Raw genomic sequence first — 17,974 nt, forward strand, 5'->3', positions numbered from 1 at the left:
CGAGGTTATCCCGCTCTTTTTTGGCTACATTGATACCAAAAAACTCTCTTCATTGCGTTTTCAATGGTGCTAGTCAGCTATGAGATTAACCCAAAAAATCCTAGCCATCATTACACTACTTATCGTAATTATTTTCCTTGGCGCGGGTTATTACATTGCTGGTTTTTCTGAAAGGACTATCCGCTATAACGCGCACCAAAACCTCAATGGTTCTCTTGAACTCACAGAGGGAATCATTGATGGTTACAACCAAAAAGTAACATCAATCGCCAACCTCAACAGCCAGAACCGACGAGTCATTAAGGCACTGGGTCTCGGCGTCAACAAAGGTGTCGCTCTGGAATTAAATGACTCGATAAAAAACAGTCAGTTCGTCAATTATATCTTTATCGTCGACTATGATGGTCATGTTTTTTCAACCTCCACCATCAATTACCAACAAGACAAGTTCTACGGTGAACAGTGGCTATCCGAAAAATTACTTACCCGCACTATGTTTGCTCCACTGTTTATCCGTAATACCGTCATCAGCACACCCGGTGTTGACCCTTTCCTTGAGGACAAACAGGCTATTTCTCAATGGGTCGTCAGTCCAATTTTATTCCGTGAACAAGTGATCGGTTGGACTTTAATTTCTTTTGACTGGGAAACCAGTATGAAAGATTTACTCAATGCGACACTCCTTCGCCTAGAGCACGCGTTTTATCCCGTCACTCAAATAAAGCTATCCGATGAACTCAGTGATATCACCCCCATCAGTGTTGGTAATACCACCCTGCCGCCTGTACCAATAAGTGCCGAAAAAGATATGTTTTTTGGTCAAGCGAACTATTTGCTATCGGTCACCTTCGACGGGGAAAAAGCGCTAAGTAGTCTTAGCGCCATAAAGCAAATGATGCTTCTCATTTTTACCCTTTCCGCCCTAGTATTAGCTTTTACGCTATGGGTAACTTTAAGGACCCTTATCGTCCAACCACTTAATCAGTTGGACTCTCAAATTCGTCATATCAGCTCAAACCGACTAGATCAACGCCTGCCAGATTTCTCTAGCCCTGAAGCGAATACAATAGCGGCAACCATCAACCAACTGCTGCAACGTGTCCACACGAATACCATCTCTATCCAGCGACTGAATGAAGAGGTAAAGCTCAAACAACAATCTGAGGTAAGCCAAAAACTTGTGAGCCAAAAGCTTGAGGCCATTTTAGATACCGCCGCGGATGGCATCATCACCATTAATGACAAAGGTAAGATCCTCAGTTTTAACCAAGCCGCACAGAGGATGTTTGGTTATTTGGAAACTGAGGCGATTGGCATGCCAATTGAAAAACTCATGCCGAAGAAATACGCCTCTATGCATCAAGTGTTTATTGACCGATATCGAGCAACGGGTCGCAGTAAAATCATTGGCGTTAAAACAAAAGATGGAAGACTTGGAAGAGAGTTTCAAGCAATCAACAAAGCAGGCGAACTTTTTCCTATTCTCCTGTCTATCGCACAAGTGGAAACCAATGACGGGGTTATATACTCTGGCCTTGTCAAAGATATCTCTCAGCAAAAGCAAGCTGAAAACGCTCTCATTGCCGCAAAAGAAGAAGCTGAACAGGCAGCAAGGTCGAAAAGCGAATTCTTGGCTGTAATGAGTCATGAAATCCGCACGCCAATGAATGGCATCATTGGCATGCTTGACCTATTGCTCGAAAACAACCTCAACACCTCTCAATCTCATCAAGCTTATCTTGCTCATACCAGTGCGCTTTCTTTATTGGGGTTACTTAATGATATTTTGGACTTCTCAAAAATCGATGCGGATAAACTAGAGCTTGAGCGCCAACATTTTAATCTAAGACACATGCTAGGCGATTTTGCTGAGCAAATGGCGGCAAGCTTAACCAACCCAAACGTAGAAATTATTTTGGATATGGTCCAAGTTGAGCATTCGATGATTCTGGCCGACAGCACCCGGATAAGGCAAATTTTCTCTAACTTAGTCAGCAATGCGTTGAAGTTTACCGAGCAAGGCGAAGTGGTGATCACTGTACGCTTGGAAGAGAACGATGAGAATACCTGGCAACTCAATGCTTCGATTAAAGACTCAGGCATCGGAATCCCGCAAGACAGATTGAATTCACTGTTTGATAAATTCAGTCAAGTCGACGCGTCGACGACGCGTCGCTATGGCGGTACTGGGTTAGGTTTAGCCATTGTGAAACGCTTATGTCAGGCTATGAAAGGCAGCGTTACCGTTAGCAGTGAAGCAGGTAAAGGGAGCGAGTTCTCATTCCACATTTTGGTTGAAAAATCGGACCAATCGACAAAAGTAATTCCATCTGTCGACGTATCATTGCTCGATATTTTGGTGGTTGACGACAATGCCATCAACCGAGAAGCGATTGTACGCCAACTGCAGCACTGGGGAGCAAAAGTTATTGCTGCATCTAGCGCCAGCGAAGCACTTGAGCTTTGTCAACGCAGACATCACGATCAAACCGCTATGTTCGAAATCGCTCTACTCGACATGCAGATGCCCAATGTAAGTGGACTTGAATTGAGCCAAGAGCTAAAAGCGAACCCCAAAACCCAATCAATCAAGCTCATCATGATGACCTCCATCGAAGCGATTTCTCAGCAAAACGCATTTCAAACCTATGGCTTTAGTGGCTATTTTGTTAAGCCTGCAACCACTCAAGATTTACTCAATGCTCTCAAAGTCATTGCCAGTCCGGACTTCTCACCAGGTGAACAACTGGTCACCCACAACTATTTGTCTGCGTTAGAACCCGAGCCAATGCCGGGGCCAGAATTGAAGAGCGGACTTCAACTACTGATTGTAGAAGACAATCGCGTCAACCAAATTGTCATTACTGGGGTTTTACACAAGATGGGGCTCGATAGCACGATTGCCAATAACGGCAAAGAAGCCCTCAGCGTACTCTCAAGCTCAAAGTCATTCGATATCATCTTGATGGACTGCCAAATGCCAGAAATGGATGGTTACGAGGCCACTCATCGAATCCGTAACGGTGAGGGGGGGGACAATGTGAAAAATATACCGATTATCGCTATGACTGCAAATGCAATGGAGAGTGACCGAAAAGCCTGCAAAGATGCTGGGATGAATGACTTCTTAACCAAACCATTAAATCGCAGCTTGCTCAAAGAGAAGCTGATGGAGTGGAGCAAGTCAGACTAAGACGAACAGCTGATTTCCATTTTCTTACCCCAGTCTGGAGGCAAGTTCGCATACGCGAATAGGGTGTTAATCCTGCACCTTTGATATGAAGGTCGAAGACCTGACCATTTTGGTCCGTCATTTCTCCCAACAACAAGCCACGTCCATCGCCTAAATCTGGGTTATAGGTTCCAAACTGGTGTCCTGCGTATTTCATTGCGAGTGGAGGTTTACTTTCATCACTCTGCTCGCCACTTAGCAAAGCCTTAAGCTCTCCGTCAGGGGCTAACTCCGGCAGCCCAAACTGAACCGCCAGTACATCGTTCCAAGCCAACCAACTGGTATTATCTAACGGCTGAGGCTTAACTAATGTGTAAAAGCACTGAGGTAGAGAGGCATAACGCTGTGAAAGTGAAACCGTTTCGAACATATACAAACCATGAAAAACCGATGTAGTGAAGCTAGCACCGCCAATTTTACAAATCAACACTAGCCTTTATCTATCAATACCTTAGCCTATTTTTACGGACAATTATCAGATAAGTCATCATTCATTTTTGAATAATTCAACACTCAAATTAGGGTTATCAATAACTATTGGTGCTTCGTCACTCTAAAAAGCATCGATTTCATCTATAGTTGCATATATAAAAATAGAACAAATATGTCAGGAGACTAGGTATGCATTCATTGATGAAACGCTTTTCTATACACCACATTGTTACTGCCCTCGCGGCGGTCCCGCTGCTCATTGCCGTGTTCTTATCTGTTGAGCTTTTTCTCAGTCAAAAAACAACGGTCGATCAAGCACAGAAAGACCAAGAGATTATCCAACTGACATTGCTATACGATAACCTCGCACACAACCTAGCGGTAGAGCGTGGTTTAACAGCAGGCGTATTGGGCAGTAAAGGTGCATCAGAGCAAGTCAATAAGCTTTCCGAGCAGAGACAAAAAGCCGACCAGCATATCCGCGCATTTAAAGCGTTCAATCCTGAGTATATCTCAGAAAACTTAACCAGCCAGCTCAAACAAGATGTGTTGACTCAGTTAGCTAAGCTGTCCGATGTTCGCACCCAAGTAGATACATTATCCCCGACAATCTCACCGTTTGGTTATTACTCCAACCTCAATCAATTGGCTATCGATAATTCTTCTATTTTAATCTCAGCGGTAAACAACCAAGAAATTACTCGCCTTGGTAACTCACTCACCGCCATCATGGTAATCAAAGAGCGAGCAGGCCAAGTCCGCGGCGCGTTAAATGGCGCTTTCGCAAGAAAACACTCTTCGCCAGCACAATATGCCGCCATTCAGCAATATCTCGCTTCAGGTGAGTACAGCGAAAGAATGACCCTGCTAACGATGCCACAAACGTACATCAACCAGCTAAGTGAAGCCAAAAGCAATCCAACGTGGCAAAAAGTTGAGGAAATTCAACAAGATTACCTTAAGCAGAAAGACAGTCTTGCCAACCTGCAAGGGCCTTCTCCTTTGGCTTGGTTTAGTGCCGCAACCGAACGCATCAAACTGGTCAATCAAATTCGTAACCGTCTACAAACCGACATGACGGAAATTGTAACTAGTCAAGCTAACGCCGCAACGTGGCAAATGAGCACTTTACTTGCAACAATGCTTTGCGCGGGATTAATCCTGATGACGGTCCTGATGACATCATTACGTACTCTCAAGCACCGTGTGGGGGATTTAACCACTAACCTTTCGCATATGTCCGAGACCAACAACCTCAGCGTGATACTCCAGTCAGATGGTAAAAATGAGCTTTCTCAAATATCACGTAGCGTGAACGGGCTCATCACCAGTATCAAAAACCTGTTGCTCAACGTGACGGAGACCAATCAACACAGCAACCAGAAACTTGAACAAATGGTGCAAGGTGCAACTGATTTAGGCGCAAGTAGCCAAGCAACCGCGGCGAAGTGTGGCAATATTGCTGCTGCAATGACCGAGCTGTCACAATCCAGTTTAGAAATAGCTTCATCGTCAGAACGCTCGCTTGAAGAGACTGAGCAAATGACCAATAAAGTGATAACTTGTCAGCAGCAAAGCCAAGACTCTTATCACATGGTTGAAGCCTTGGTTTCGCAAATCGAACAAACACAGTCGTGTATGTTGCAACTGGAAACCGACGCGCAAAGTGTCAGCAAAATTGTAGAGACGATTAATGGCATTTCAGAGCAGACCAATCTACTCGCGCTAAACGCAGCTATTGAAGCAGCCCGTGCAGGGGAGCATGGCCGAGGCTTTGCGGTTGTCTCTTCTGAAGTACGGGATTTGGCCCAAAGAAGTAAGGAAGCGACAGAGGATATCTCTCAGCTGCTGGCTAACATCACCAACAATACTCAAACGGCTGTAAGCAACATGAATAAGAGCCGTGAAGCGACTGATGCAACCTTTAGCTCAGTCTCTGACGTCAATAGCAGTATCACTCAATTAGAAAGTTTGATTGAGACGGTTAACTTACACATTACCAGTATTGCTAACGCAACTGTGGAGCAATCTAAAGCAAGCGAAGCGGTAGATAAAGACGTGGATGTGCTGGCGGAAATTGCGCAAACAACAGGGCAGCTCGCGAACACAATGAATGAAATAGTCTCGAGCTATCGATTAGAAGTGTCGGAAGTCAATCAACAACTGCAAGAGTTCAAGCTCTCTTAAAACGAAAAAAGTGGCCTAGTGCCACTTTTTTTAATCTCTGTTGAGCTGGCTATTTTCGCAGCCCTAACGAAATTCGCACGAAGTCGCCATCTTCAAACTCAACCTTATGGTCAAAAAGCGAAGAAGAATAAATCGTACGTAAGAAACTATGCCTTTCACCATGTGTACCGCGAAATAACATCGAAATGTCGGCAACAAGACGGTTACGGTTGTTAAAGTGTGCATTTAAGTCTTGAGACAGGACACACAATAAGCACCCTTTACTGTTGTGCGTTAAATCAACTTTTTCAGGGCTCGACACCAAGACGGTCGTGTTTAGCTCTTTTTCAAGCATATTGACCAAGAGTAAAAAGCTGTCTAAGTGTGGCAGCTCATCGCCTTCAACAGGCGTGAGAAGATTATCCAACATTGATTCAATATCTAAGTTCTGTGCTCGCGCGTGGCTCACCAACGAACGAACCTTCTTCTTAAATGGTTTGTATTTTTTACTATTGGCCGCCTTGTTTAACCAAGCAGACAGGATATCGTTAACATCTGAACGAGACTTTCTCGACAGTACTTTACCTGAATGATTGGTGCGCAAATGGAGCAAAGCATGAAGAGCGAGTTCAGCCAGTAGAGGTTCAAACTCAGGTTTAATTTTAGTATGGATACTGCGCATATTTACTAAAGATGGGTACTCGGTAAGAACTTGGTCAAATCACATTCGATTGGGGAACGACATGCTACCGAAAAGCAACCTTTAAGTACAGTCATCAAGCGGCTGCATCTTCACTAACTCTGCTATCTAGAGCTCAAATCCATAATTAATTTATGCAAAACTTGCCAATCGTTGCTCAACAATCTGTTTCGCTTGAAGGATTTTGTTCACCTTAGGATGCACTGGATCCTGTTTCATCAAGTTCGCGATCACAATATTAATGCTCGTCGAGAACTGCTGCCCAAGAGCGTCGATATCTGGATGGCCGGCAACGTTATACTTAAGCATCGCATTAATAAAATGCGAATGGTGATTAATATAATAAGGCGCTTCTTTTGCTTTAATCGCCAATGAATCAACCAAACTGCCAGACGATTCTTTCACGCGCGCAACCTTTATCGCGTACAGCTTACTCGCTAAACGTGTATCAACGCGCTTTAAGAGCAGCCCATTAACCGCCGCCGCTAGATTCCTCTTTGAGACATTTTGTTGCTGCAGTTCCGCTAACCACTGTTGTACTAGGCCCAAACAGCCAATGTGCAACGCAACCGCAATAAGAATCAATTTACGATGTTGCCAATGTGTCTGTGCGAACAATACATCGAGGCGTTTTGGTGAGCACACGGGATTACTACTATTCATCTGCGACAGTAGCTGATAGAGCCCCTTCGTCACGTTACGCGAATCTATGACTGACAGCTGCGCAAGCGCTAAGATCTGATCAAGTGTCGCTTTCAAACTCGCGGGGTTTAACTTGCCTTGAGTTTGAAAGGCAATGATAAAATCGAGAAACAATCGCAACTCTTCAATTTCGATCCGCTGAGCATCACTCACGATTGCATCATCGTCAGCTTTAGCAAGACAGCATATCGCCTGATGATACTCCCCCACTCCAACATGGAGCATTGAGCAGTTAATAGTAAGCTCTACCCGATGAGGAAAACGCTGACATAAGCTATTCATCACGGCGACCGCACGTTCCACATTACTATTAAGTAACGATTGATAGGCGGTAATCTGTGAGACGATAGGGTCATCAGGATAGCCTAATAGCTCATACTCATGAGCCAAAGCCAACGCTTTATCATCATTGCCTAATTCAAGGTGAAGAGTGATCTGCTTTATCAGGGGCCATGGGTGTTTAACTTGCTGATGCAGGCGTTCTAAGACTTCAAACGCAGCACCGTAATTGTCTTGCTCAACATAGTAATCAACTACGACTTTGTGACAGCCAAACCATGTCGCCCCTTTACGCTTTAATTGCGCATCACAAATCTTCATCACGCTCTCAAAGTAACCGAGAACAAGGTGTTTATGTACGGCGGTCAGAATATCTCGTTTCAACAAACTGACTGACACTGTCTGTTTAAGCTGAAGATAGTTGAATGGATGACCAAGAATGTTGTCAGGTTCAAGCTCTTGCACTTCTTTGAGCTGAGCTTCATCACTGCTATTGGCGATCATGACAAAAGAGCAATCACGAGAAAATGATCGGCTTTGCTGGTAAAGGAAAAAGTACTTAGCACCTACGATACGTTTCTTGCTCATATAGGAGCAAATGATGACATCAAACGCATACTGGTTGATTAACTGTCGATAGGTGACAACGTTTTGTGCCTTATACACTTTGTCCTCTGCACCGCCCATTTTTTTCAACATATTTTTTATCGAAGAGCAAAGCATGCTGTTTTCTTCAACGATCAATATTCGCTTGTTTCTTAAATCTAAATTGCCAGCCATCTATTTGTATCTATCGCGTTCTCTGAGAATAAGACAAGGTGAAAGCGTGTCGCCGGCAACCTTATCCGTTCGATGTTCTAAATACACAAGAGAGAAGAAGTTTACAAATCAATCGTTATAAAAAGATAACTATTCTTTTATATTCAATCAGTTAATTACAAGCATGAGAAGACATTTGAATTGATACAACGAATACTAAAAGTTCAAAAATGGGAAAAGTGCATTTATTTGGTGATTTAATGTACGGCCACGCTTAGCCCTAATGGTAGATAAAGAGGCCAAAACGCAAAAACCCCGGCAACTCTATGAGTTACCGGGGCTTTCTAAAGAAATGGCACGCCCTATAGGATTCGAACCTATGACCACATCCTTAGAAGGGACGTGCTCTATCCAGCTGAGCTAAGGGCGCGCTACAGGGACAGGATTATACGAGGATGAGCCGTTAAAACAAGGGCTTTGTTTAACATTATGATCTGATTGACTAAAAAAAGGTCACGGAACTCCATTTTGATTAAAAACACCCCAAAGCAAACGTTTGCTTATAGATGTTCGTCAAATAATTTGCGACAATGCGCTGCAAATAAGTCGCTATAAATTCTTAAGGTATGTCATGACAGCTCAAAATATCGACGGTACTCTTATTTCCCAAACCGTTCGTTCAGAAGTAGCAGCACGCGTTAAAGCTCGCAAGGAAGCGGGACTTCGCGCTCCGGGACTTGCGGTTGTTTTAGTTGGTGAAGACCCTGCATCTCAGGTGTACGTAGGAAGTAAGCGACGCGCTTGTGAGGAAGTGGGCTTTATTTCAAAGTCATTTGATCTTCCAGCAGACACAACAGAAGAGACGCTGCTTGCTCTTATTGATGAACTCAATAACGATGATGAAATTGACGGTATTCTAGTTCAGTTGCCGCTTCCTGCGGGCATCGATACAACACACGTATTAGAGCGTATCCATCCTGAAAAAGACGTTGATGGCTTCCACCCATACAACGTTGGACGCCTAGCACAACGTATTCCAAAGTTACGTTCATGTACGCCAAAGGGGATTATCACTCTGCTTGACCGTTACAATATTGACCTTCGCGGTAAACACGCAGTGGTGGTTGGCGCTTCAAACATTGTTGGCCGCCCTATGACGCTAGAGTTACTACTGGCAGGCTGCACAACAACCACTTGTCACCGTTTCACCAAAGATTTAGAAGGCCATGTACGCCAAGCAGACCTTGTGGTTGTCGCGGTCGGTAAGCCAAACTTTATTCCGGGTAACTGGATTAAGAAAGGTGCCGTTGTGGTCGATGTGGGTATTAACCGCTTAGAATCAGGCAAGCTTGTCGGTGATGTTGATTACGCAGTCGCGAAAGAAAGCGCAAGCTTCATTACCCCAGTACCTGGTGGTGTAGGCCCAATGACAGTTGCCAGCTTGATTGAAAACACCATGCTAGCGTGTGAGCAGTTCCATACTAACAAGTAGAGCTCACAACGCCTCAAGAAATAAAAAAGGGTTGATGTTAAACATCAACCCTTTTTAGCTTTCAGTAAATGCGCTGTCATCCTCAAGAATGAGGCACAAGCGAGTTGGGAACCCCTTACAGTAAGCCGATAACTCAAAGAGATTCCTTACCCACTCCTTCGTCTTTCTAAGGAATGGCACCCTGATTATTTACGCTTGCAATTACAGACTTAGAATCACACCTGCAATTGATGCACTCATTAAGTTAGCCATTACGCCAGCTGTAATCGCGCGGAAGCCAAACTTAGAAATGAATGGGCGCTTTTCAGGAACCACACTACCTAAACCACCAATCAACATTGCCATCGTTGAAATGTTAGCGAAGCCACACAGAGCAAACGTCACGATAGCTTGCGAATGAACACTTAGCTGTGCTTTTACGTCCATCAATTGAATAAATGCCACGAACTCGTTAACAACGATCTTATTACCGATTAAAGAACCCGCTGTAATCGCTTCAGACCAAGGAATACCTAGCAGCCATGCAACAGGAGCAAATAGATAGCCAAGGATAAGCTCAAAGCTTAGCTCCATGCCGATTAGACTACCTAGCCAACCGAGCATACCGTTTAGCATCGCAATCACACTAATAAACGCGAGAAGTGTTGCACCGACCGCGACCGCAATACGTAAACCCGACATTGCACCATCAGCCATCGCTTCAACCACGTTGGTTGCTCGTGGCATTTCAACATTATCAAGCTCTGTTTCACGATCAATTGTTTCGGTTTCTGGCACCATAATTTTCGCCATCAACAGACCCGCTGGCGCTGACATAAACGCTGCAGCGATGAGGAAGTTCAAATCGACACCAAGAGATGCATAGCCAACTAATGTGCCACCAGCAACAGAAGCAAGGCCGCCCACCATCACAGCGAAAAACTGCGAATCAGTCATCTGTTTTAGGTATGGCTTCACCACTAATGGCGCTTCAATCATGCCAACAAAAATATTCGCTGTTGCAGACAGCGATTCTGCGCGACCAATACCTAGTAGCTTTTGCAAGCCACCACCGATCACATTGATTACCTTTGGCATTAGGCCAATATGGTACAAACCTGAAATCAGCGCAGAGAAGAAAATGATGATACCTAGAACATTAATCGCGAAGGTAAAACCACCTGTTGCGAGGCCACCAAACAGAAAAGCAATGCCTTCTTGGCCGTAGTTGATCAAGTTAGATACGGCGCCAGTCACGGTATTCAGTACTTCTTTACCTGCAGGTACGTACAGAACCAGTAGTGCGAAAGAAATCTGCAAAGCAAACGCTAAAGATACCGTTTTTAGGTTGATGCTTTTACGGTTAGTCGACAGCAGCCATGCGACAAAGAGGATGGCCACAATACCAAGAATTGAGTTCATAAAATGAATCCGACAAAAGGGGGAACAAGAGTGGCGACGGAGTGTATAGAATCAAAAATGAGATGCAAATCACATTTGTTAATTTCATGCGATCTTCGATTGAACAAAAATCAACCACACAACCAAGTGGCTGATTTTATTGCATATAAACGTTTGCTTATTGGTTTTATTTCCAACTGGAAAAGATGTTTCTGAATTTAGAAATAATCGTTTCGCTCGCCACCACGATTATGGACGCTGGATATAAGGACTTAATCGCTTATCCCAGTAGCAGGGTGTACCAATGGTTTGCTTGATAAATTCAATCACAGCAGCGGTCTTTTTTGGCAAATAACGACGACTTGGGTACACCGCATAAAATGGCATAACCTGAGAGGCACACCAATCAGGAAAAAGCTGAATCAACTGACCATTTTTAAACTCATCCCTAATCAGATAAGTCGCTAGATAGGCAATCCCCCACCCTGATACTGCGGCGTCTCGCACCGCTTCAGCTAGATCAACCGAATAGTTTCCAGACACTTTGATGTTCAGCTGTTCGTCATGATTTGAAAACGCCCATCGGGTGTAGTCTCTTTCCCAACTGCGGTAGATAAGGCAATTATGACCAGCAAGATCGTTAGGATGTGTTGGGGTGGTATTCTTAACCAAATAATCAGGAGAAGCCGCAACCACAAAATGAGAATCCGCGATTCTTTGCGCTACATACCCTTCCGGAAGGTGCTCGTTGTTGGTAATCCACAGATCGAGCCCCTCCTCCAACATATCAACCTTGTAATCAAATAAGTGAAGCTCTACTTGCAGCTTTGGATAACGCTCCCTTAACTCATTGATAGCCGGGATAATATGCAAAGTACCGAACGACTGCGACAGACCTAATTTAACCAAGCCTGCCACTTCATCTCTTTGGCACTCGACTTCACGCTGAGCTTCATCAATAATCTCAACTATCTTTGCGCAGTGCTCGTAATAATCTTGCCCAGCTTCAGTCGGGGTAAAGCTGCGTGTCGTTCGTTGAACCAATTGAATGCCGAGCGAAGACTCTAGCGAAGCAAGCTGCTTACTGACATGAGAAACCGACACTCCTAAACTTTTAGCCGCAAGAGTGAAGTTCTTATGTTTTAGCAAGGCAGCAAAAACCACCATTTGTGATGCGCGTTCTGACAGCAAAATAGTTTCCCAAAAAAGAAAGGAGCTCAATGAGCTCCTTCACAATACGTTATTTCGTTCTTATAACGTGATTCTATCAGCTAAATGACTAACCGCTAAAGCGAAGTAGTAAGAGCGATTCCACTTCATAAGAACATTGTAGTTGTTGTAAACCAGATAAACTCGCCCGTTAGCATTGTCTGGCGCCGTTAACCATGCATCAACATCGACTTGGGGCAATGAGCTGCCATCGTAACGCGTGATACCCAGTTGGTTCCATTGGGCTAAGGTTTTCTCTTTGCCTTCGACGCGTCCCTCTAGGTTCATGTCGAAACCATGTGGCAGTTTTACCTGACGGCCCCAAGTGAACTTGTCATTCCAGCCATACTGACTCAAATAGTTAGCGGCTGAAGCAAACACGTCCGCTTCGGAGTTCCAGATATCCTTCTTACCGTCTCCATTGCCATCAGCGGCGAAAGAGAGGAATGAACTCGGCATAAATTGACATTGACCCATCGCACCAGCCCAAGAGCCTTTAAAGTCTTCGTAAGGAATATGGCCTTCATCTAAAATCTGTAATGCGGCCATAGTCTCTTTACGGAAGAACGCTTCTCGGCGACCGTCATAAGCCATCGTAGAAAGTGCATCAATTACTGGGTAGTTGCCAGTAAATCGACCAAAGTTACTTTCAATTCCCCACAGGGCAACAATGAATCTTGGCTGTACCCCGTATTCTTCACCAATCTTGCTCAGCTCAGCGTAGTGCTCTTTATAGAGCGACTTCGCTTGCTTCACTTTCCAATCAGGCACTGCGCGCGGAATGTATTCATCCAACGTTAAACGCTTCTCTGGCTGGTTATTATCGGCCTTAACTGCGCGAGGTTTGTGCTCAACGTTGGCAAAAGCTTGTTTGACGACTTGCTCGGAGATGCCTTTTTCACGGGCTTCTTTTTTTAGCCCTTCGATATACTGCTCAAAACTAACTTCGTTAGCATAAGCCGTGGATGCAATGGCCAGACCTAGTGCAACTGACAATAATTTCTTCACTTTTGCCCTCCTTGAGCAAAGTAAGCAACAATCCGAGTGTAAGTCGTTATTCGTCTTCGGATTGCTGACGAGCTTGTTTTTGCTCTTTATATTCTTCTAGTAAATTCTTTGGTGGCGGCGGTAATTGTAGGAAAAAGCCGTCCTCTTCAAGCGATTGTTTGACTTTTTCTACATCAACTTGTGCCAGGCTGCGCCCTTCAAGTTTCACCACCATGACCATAGTAGGTTTGCCAAACATCTGCATTAATGTGTCAGGAACTTGTGAAAAATCATCCTTTTTAGGGATATATAAGTAAGCGCCTTCTTTTTTAGAACTTTTGTAGATTGCACAAAGCATGGGGAACCTTTGTCCGTTTAATTCATGGAACGTTAGCGTTTTGCCATTTTTGAGAGCAAAACAGTCAATTGATTGCAAGATAGCTTGCTGTGCTTATTCTAGGAATATAACATGATACCCCTAGTCTCAGGCAACGCCCTTAAGAGGTTGTAAGTAAAGATGTCACATACCCCAGACCTAAAAGGCAGTAGCTTTACTTTGTCAGTTTTACACCTTTCTGACAACGATGTAGAGAAATCGATTCATTTCCTACAAGAAAAGGTTACTCAGGCACCAGCGTTTTTCGCCCAAGCCCCAGTTGTTATCAATATATCTAAAGTGGATGGCGACATCGACTTTTCGAGGCTAAAAGAAGGCATTTCTCTTGCTGGGATGATTCCGGTAGGCGTGACTGGTTGCAAAGACAAACGCGCTGAAAATTTAGCGTCAGAAGCCAAATTTGCCGTGATGTCTGCGAGTAAGTCACCCACTCAAGCTCCAGCAAAGATGCAACCGACTAAAATCGTTCGCTCACCCGTTCGTTCAGGTCAACAGATTTACGCAAAAGACGCTGACTTAGTGGTGCTGAACCATGTTAGCGAAGGCGCTGAAGTCATCGCCGATGGCTCAATCCATATACACGGCACACTCCGTGGTCGCGCGATTGCAGGTGCCAATGGCAACAAAGACGCCGTTATTATCTGTAATAAACTCAATGCTGAATTAATGTCTATCGCTGGTCATTATTGGCTAACAGAACAATTTGCCGAAGAGTATTGGCAACAAAAAGTCATGTTTAGTTTGGACAATGACTCGCTCCAGTTCGAGTTGTTAACAATTTAAGAATTATAAGGAACACATAATGGCACGCATTATTGTTGTAACGTCAGGCAAAGGCGGTGTTGGTAAAACAACATCAAGCGCAGCTATCGCGTCTGGCCTTGCGATGAAGGGTAAAAAGACGGCAGTGATCGACTTTGATATTGGCTTACGTAACCTTGATTTAATCATGGGTTGTGAGCGCCGTGTGGTTTACGATTTCGTCAATGTGATCAATGGCGAAGCAACGCTTAACCAAGCGATGATCAAAGACAAGCGTACAGAAAACTTATTCATCCTGCCAGCTTCTCAGACTCGTGATAAAGATGCGTTAACCAAAGAAGGCGTTCGTCGTGTGCTTGATGAGCTTGACGAAATGGGCTTCGACTTTGTTATCTGTGATTCACCGGCAGGCATCGAGCAAGGCGCACTAATGGCACTATACTTTGCAGATGAAGCCATCGTAACCACGAACCCTGAAGTTTCTTCTGTACGTGATTCTGACCGTATCCTTGGCATTCTTGACTCTAAGTCTCGCCGCGCAGAAGAAGGACTTGAGCCTGTAAGACAGCACCTGCTACTAACGCGTTACAACCCAACACGCGTTACTCAAGGCGATATGCTGAGCGTTGAAGACGTTGAAGAGATTCTGCATATTTCTCTATTGGGTGTTATCCCTGAAAGCCAAGCGGTATTGAATGCGTCAAACAAAGGCGTACCTGTCATTTTTGATGATCAGTCGGATGCAGGCATGGCTTACGATGACACGGTTGAGCGTCTGTTGGGGCAGCAAGTGGATTTCCGTTTTCTGACCGAACAGAAGAAAGGAATCTTTAAACGTCTATTCGGAGGCTAAATCGGCATGTCATTACTTGAATTTTTCCGCCCGCAGAAAAAGAACTCTGCGAATCTAGCCAAAGAGCGACTGCAGATCATCGTTGCAGAGCGCCGTAGCCATGGTGACCCAGCGCCTTCGTACTTACCACAGCTTAAAGAAGATATTCTTAAGGTGATTGGTAAGTATGTTGCTGTAGACCCATCAATGGTTGATTTATCATTCGAACATAAAGACGATGATATTTCTGTGCTAGAGCTTAATATTAAACTGCCAGAAGACGAGAAATAGCCCGTAATTGAGCCCTCCCTAAGCGAGGGCTCTATTATTTGCCTTTCCGCCAGTTTATGGCTTATTCCTTTCAAACCAACGCTCGACAAAGTTTATGCATTGTAGAACTGCGGGTGGCACAAACTGTCGCGCAGGGTACAGCGCATACAAGGTTAACTTGCTTTTCTCACTGTCCGGCAGCACTTCAACTAATTGGCCGTTTTCGAGCAACTCTCGACATACGAACTCTGGCAAATAGCCGATCCCTCGCCCTGCTTTTATCACTTGCAACATAAATAGCACACTGTTGACGCGTAAGGAGCCAGAGGTGGCGATAACACCATCGACAGGCCAAACATTTTTTCCTTTAAAGTAAGAATATTCAAAGCAGTTATGTTGCAGAAGATCTTGTTTGGTTTGGATCGGGGCATGGTGGGAAAAATAGTCTCGACTCGCACACAAATGGTAGTTAAATTCGCATAACGCTTTACCAATATAGTTGGAATCGAACGTTTGGCTTGACGCACGAAAGCCTAAGTCAAAACCTTCTGCAACCAAATCGATATTTTCATCGCCAAGGTGAATATCGAGGTCAACATCAGGAAAAGCCTGCATAAAATCAGCAAACAGCATTGATAAATCAGTGATTCCCAACGCCATAGGTGCATTGACTTTTATCTTGCCCCTGGGAGCTTGGGCGAGAGTTTTAACGAACGCGTCTGCGTTTTCAATCTTGGCCAAGATTTCATTCGCATACTTGAGATACTCTTCGCCGACATATGTTAACTGAATGTTTCGCGTCGTTCTATGCAGTAACCTCGCCCCTAGTTCTTGCTCTAATCGACTGATCTCTTTACTCACCATCGATTTTGATGTTCTCTGCTGCTCAGCTAAACGCGTAAAGCTCCCCACTTCAGTCAGACGAACAAACAGCTCGATCGCTCTCAGTTTATTCATATCTCAGCCGACTCCAATTGTCATCGTTTTGAAAACACTCGGTTCACATTGTCACTATATATTCAATTAATCAATTGCTCTATTGTTTTCCTTGTCGGCAATTCAAGTAAGACTTACCCGCTTAGCCGACAACAACCCAGTGAATAAATGTGGAGCTAACACTATGTATACCTTATACTTTTTACCCGAAGCGTGCTCACTAGCCACTCAAGTTGTGCTTAGAGAATTAAACCAGCAAGTAACTTTGGTTAATGTGCAAAACCTTGACTCATTTGCGCAAATTAATCCGGTAGCTAATGTCCCTGTCCTAATAGATAACAATCAGACATTGACCGAAGGAGCGGCAATTTTACTCCATCTACTCAACAAGCATCCCTCATACCTATGGCCAAAGGACGATACCACTGCCAAGCAGAGCGCCCTTGAAAATATCATGTTTGCCAATGCCACAATGCATCCGGCTTACAGCAAATTATTTCTTGCGGCGAGTTTAGTTACCGACACTGAAGCTCGTCAGAGCGTGTTCAATGTCTCGACATCCAGTATCAACGCACTATGGCAAGTCGTTGAGCACAAATTGGCTCACCAAACATTTTTAGGTGGAGAACATGTCTCCCCTGCGGACATTATGCTTGCGGTCTATTCGCGTTGGGGCGCGGCTTTTCCGGTCGACATCATCATCCCAACTAAGTCGCAGCATATGATTGACCACGTGCTCTCAATGCCCAGCTTCAGCGCCTCCCTCAGCGCCGAATCTCACCATATCCGTTCCACAACCCAAGCGTAGGAACAGCAGATGTGTAAACAGCAAGATCAGGCAGATTTTCAACGTGTTACTGACGTTGTTCAACGCTACTTTACTGGTTTGCATCACGGCGACAGTCAGTTACTCAGCAGCATCTTTCATCCCGATGCCTATCTTAAAGCCCCGCAGTTGAGACGCGGGCTGGCTGAATGGCTATCACTGGTCGAGCAACGTGCAAAACCCATCGACAACGGAGATAGCTTTGACTATCAAATTCTATCGATTGATGTCATTGGCCAGCAAGCCATGGTCAAAGTGTTATGCCCATTACTAGGGCGAACCTACATCGATTTCCTTGGCTTACTGTATGAAGACCAACAGTGGCGCATCGTTAATAAAATGTACGCAGATATCGAATAGCAAGGAGCACAAATGCCATATATCAATGTCAAAGTGACTGATGAACAGGTCACTGTCGAGCAGAAGCAAGAGATCATCCAAGCAATGACTCAAGTTATGATTGACGTGTTGGATAAGGACCCAGCCACAACCTTCGTCGTGATCGATGAAGTCAATACTGACAACTGGGGGATCGGTTTTGATCAGGTGTCCCAATTACGTCAACATGCATCACTGCATAAGCAATAAAAAAGCCCCAGTCCGTCGACTGGGG

The 17,974-nt window shown here is 44.6% G+C and carries 16 protein-coding genes, 1 tRNA gene and 1 pseudogene; 9 read left to right on the forward strand and 9 right to left on the reverse strand.

All coding sequences use genetic code 11. The features are described from left to right. The first annotated feature begins 79 nt into the window (after nt 1-79). Nucleotides 80-3,193 (forward strand): response regulator, encoded by a 3,114-nt coding sequence (locus tag VIA_RS17825; RefSeq protein ID WP_004414771.1) that lies wholly within the window; start codon nt 80-82, stop codon nt 3,191-3,193. Nucleotides 3,194-3,209: 16 nt separating this feature from the next. Here the strand turns inward: VIA_RS17825 and VIA_RS17830 are convergent. Further along, nucleotides 3,210-3,608 (reverse strand): annotated as a pseudogene (locus tag VIA_RS17830) (protein adenylyltransferase SelO family protein); the annotation flags it as partial. Nucleotides 3,609-3,853: 245 nt separating this feature from the next. On the opposite strand from VIA_RS17830, the gene VIA_RS17835 reads away from it, so the two are divergent. Further along, the gene (locus VIA_RS17835; protein ID WP_004414773.1) at nt 3,854-5,851 is read left to right on the forward strand and encodes a methyl-accepting chemotaxis protein; all 1,998 of its coding nucleotides are present in this window, start codon (nt 3,854-3,856) and stop codon (nt 5,849-5,851) included. Nucleotides 5,852-5,900: 49 nt separating this feature from the next. Here the strand turns inward: VIA_RS17835 and VIA_RS17840 are convergent, their stop codons facing one another. The 3 genes from VIA_RS17840 to VIA_RS17850 all read right to left on the reverse strand — a co-directional run bounded on the left by VIA_RS17840 (nt 5,901) and on the right by VIA_RS17850 (nt 8,700). Then, on the reverse strand, nt 5,901-6,512 hold the full coding sequence (locus VIA_RS17840; protein WP_004414774.1) for a DUF2913 family protein: 612 nt from the start codon (nt 6,510-6,512) through the stop codon (nt 5,901-5,903). Between the two features lie 150 nt (nt 6,513-6,662). Continuing rightward, on the reverse strand, nt 6,663-8,210 hold the full coding sequence (locus VIA_RS17845; protein WP_235801310.1) for a response regulator: 1,548 nt from the start codon (nt 8,208-8,210) through the stop codon (nt 6,663-6,665). A gap of 413 nt (nt 8,211-8,623) precedes the next feature. Next, nucleotides 8,624-8,700 (reverse strand) — tRNA-Arg (locus VIA_RS17850). Between the two features lie 201 nt (nt 8,701-8,901). Here VIA_RS17850 and folD point away from each other — a divergent pair. Continuing rightward, complete coding sequence (folD, locus tag VIA_RS17855) at nt 8,902-9,762, forward strand: bifunctional methylenetetrahydrofolate dehydrogenase/methenyltetrahydrofolate cyclohydrolase FolD (protein WP_004414778.1); 861 nt, start codon at nt 8,902-8,904, stop codon at nt 9,760-9,762. Between the two features lie 201 nt (nt 9,763-9,963). On the opposite strand, the gene VIA_RS17860 is transcribed toward folD, so the two are convergent. The 4 genes from VIA_RS17860 to VIA_RS17875 all read right to left on the reverse strand — a co-directional run bounded on the left by VIA_RS17860 (nt 9,964) and on the right by VIA_RS17875 (nt 13,696). Further along, the gene (locus VIA_RS17860) at nt 9,964-11,163 is read right to left on the reverse strand and encodes a NupC/NupG family nucleoside CNT transporter (protein WP_004414779.1); all 1,200 of its coding nucleotides are present in this window, start codon (nt 11,161-11,163) and stop codon (nt 9,964-9,966) included. Nucleotides 11,164-11,391: 228 nt separating this feature from the next. Then, complete coding sequence (locus VIA_RS17865) at nt 11,392-12,333, reverse strand: LysR family transcriptional regulator (RefSeq protein ID WP_004418271.1); 942 nt, start codon at nt 12,331-12,333, stop codon at nt 11,392-11,394. A 60-nt stretch (nt 12,334-12,393) separates the two neighbouring features. Further along, nucleotides 12,394-13,359 carry a lytic murein transglycosylase gene (locus VIA_RS17870; protein ID WP_004414783.1) on the reverse strand — a complete coding sequence of 322 codons (966 nt, stop codon included), beginning with the start codon at nt 13,357-13,359 and terminating at the stop codon, nt 12,394-12,396. Nucleotides 13,360-13,405: 46 nt separating this feature from the next. Then, a complete protein-coding gene (locus tag VIA_RS17875; RefSeq protein WP_004414784.1) occupies nt 13,406-13,696 on the reverse strand; it encodes a YcgL domain-containing protein in 291 nt (96 codons plus the stop codon). A gap of 159 nt (nt 13,697-13,855) precedes the next feature. Here VIA_RS17875 and minC point away from each other — a divergent pair, with 159 nt between their 5' ends. The 3 genes from minC to minE are packed head-to-tail and all read left to right on the forward strand — an operon-like array spanning nt 13,856 to nt 15,620. Next, nucleotides 13,856-14,518: a septum site-determining protein MinC gene (gene minC / locus VIA_RS17880; protein WP_004414786.1), complete on the forward strand. Its 663-nt coding sequence runs from the start codon at nt 13,856-13,858 to the stop codon at nt 14,516-14,518. A gap of 19 nt (nt 14,519-14,537) precedes the next feature. Next, nucleotides 14,538-15,350, forward strand: coding sequence for a septum site-determining protein MinD (gene minD / locus VIA_RS17885; RefSeq protein WP_004414788.1), 813 nt, complete (start codon nt 14,538-14,540; stop codon nt 15,348-15,350). 6 nt (nt 15,351-15,356) lie between these two features. After that, nucleotides 15,357-15,620 carry a cell division topological specificity factor MinE gene (gene minE, locus VIA_RS17890; RefSeq protein WP_004414790.1) on the forward strand — a complete coding sequence of 88 codons (264 nt, stop codon included), beginning with the start codon at nt 15,357-15,359 and terminating at the stop codon, nt 15,618-15,620. A 54-nt stretch (nt 15,621-15,674) separates the two neighbouring features. Here the strand turns inward: minE and VIA_RS17895 are convergent, their stop codons facing one another. Then, nucleotides 15,675-16,556, reverse strand: coding sequence for a LysR family transcriptional regulator (locus VIA_RS17895; RefSeq protein WP_004414792.1), 882 nt, complete (start codon nt 16,554-16,556; stop codon nt 15,675-15,677). 163 nt (nt 16,557-16,719) lie between these two features. On the opposite strand from VIA_RS17895, the gene VIA_RS17900 reads away from it, so the two are divergent. The 3 genes from VIA_RS17900 to VIA_RS17910 are packed head-to-tail and all read left to right on the forward strand — an operon-like array spanning nt 16,720 to nt 17,949. Next, entirely contained in the window at nt 16,720-17,343 is a 624-nt protein-coding gene (locus tag VIA_RS17900) for a glutathione S-transferase family protein (protein WP_004414794.1), read from the forward strand. A gap of 9 nt (nt 17,344-17,352) precedes the next feature. Further along, nucleotides 17,353-17,721 carry a nuclear transport factor 2 family protein gene (locus VIA_RS17905; RefSeq protein WP_004414796.1) on the forward strand — a complete coding sequence of 123 codons (369 nt, stop codon included), beginning with the start codon at nt 17,353-17,355 and terminating at the stop codon, nt 17,719-17,721. Nucleotides 17,722-17,733: 12 nt separating this feature from the next. Then, nucleotides 17,734-17,949 carry a 2-hydroxymuconate tautomerase family protein gene (locus tag VIA_RS17910; RefSeq protein ID WP_004414797.1) on the forward strand — a complete coding sequence of 72 codons (216 nt, stop codon included), beginning with the start codon at nt 17,734-17,736 and terminating at the stop codon, nt 17,947-17,949. Nucleotides 17,950-17,974 lie beyond the last annotated feature (25 nt).

The organism is Vibrio orientalis CIP 102891 = ATCC 33934, assembly GCF_000176235.1.
GTDB lineage: Bacteria > Pseudomonadota > Gammaproteobacteria > Enterobacterales > Vibrionaceae > Vibrio > Vibrio orientalis.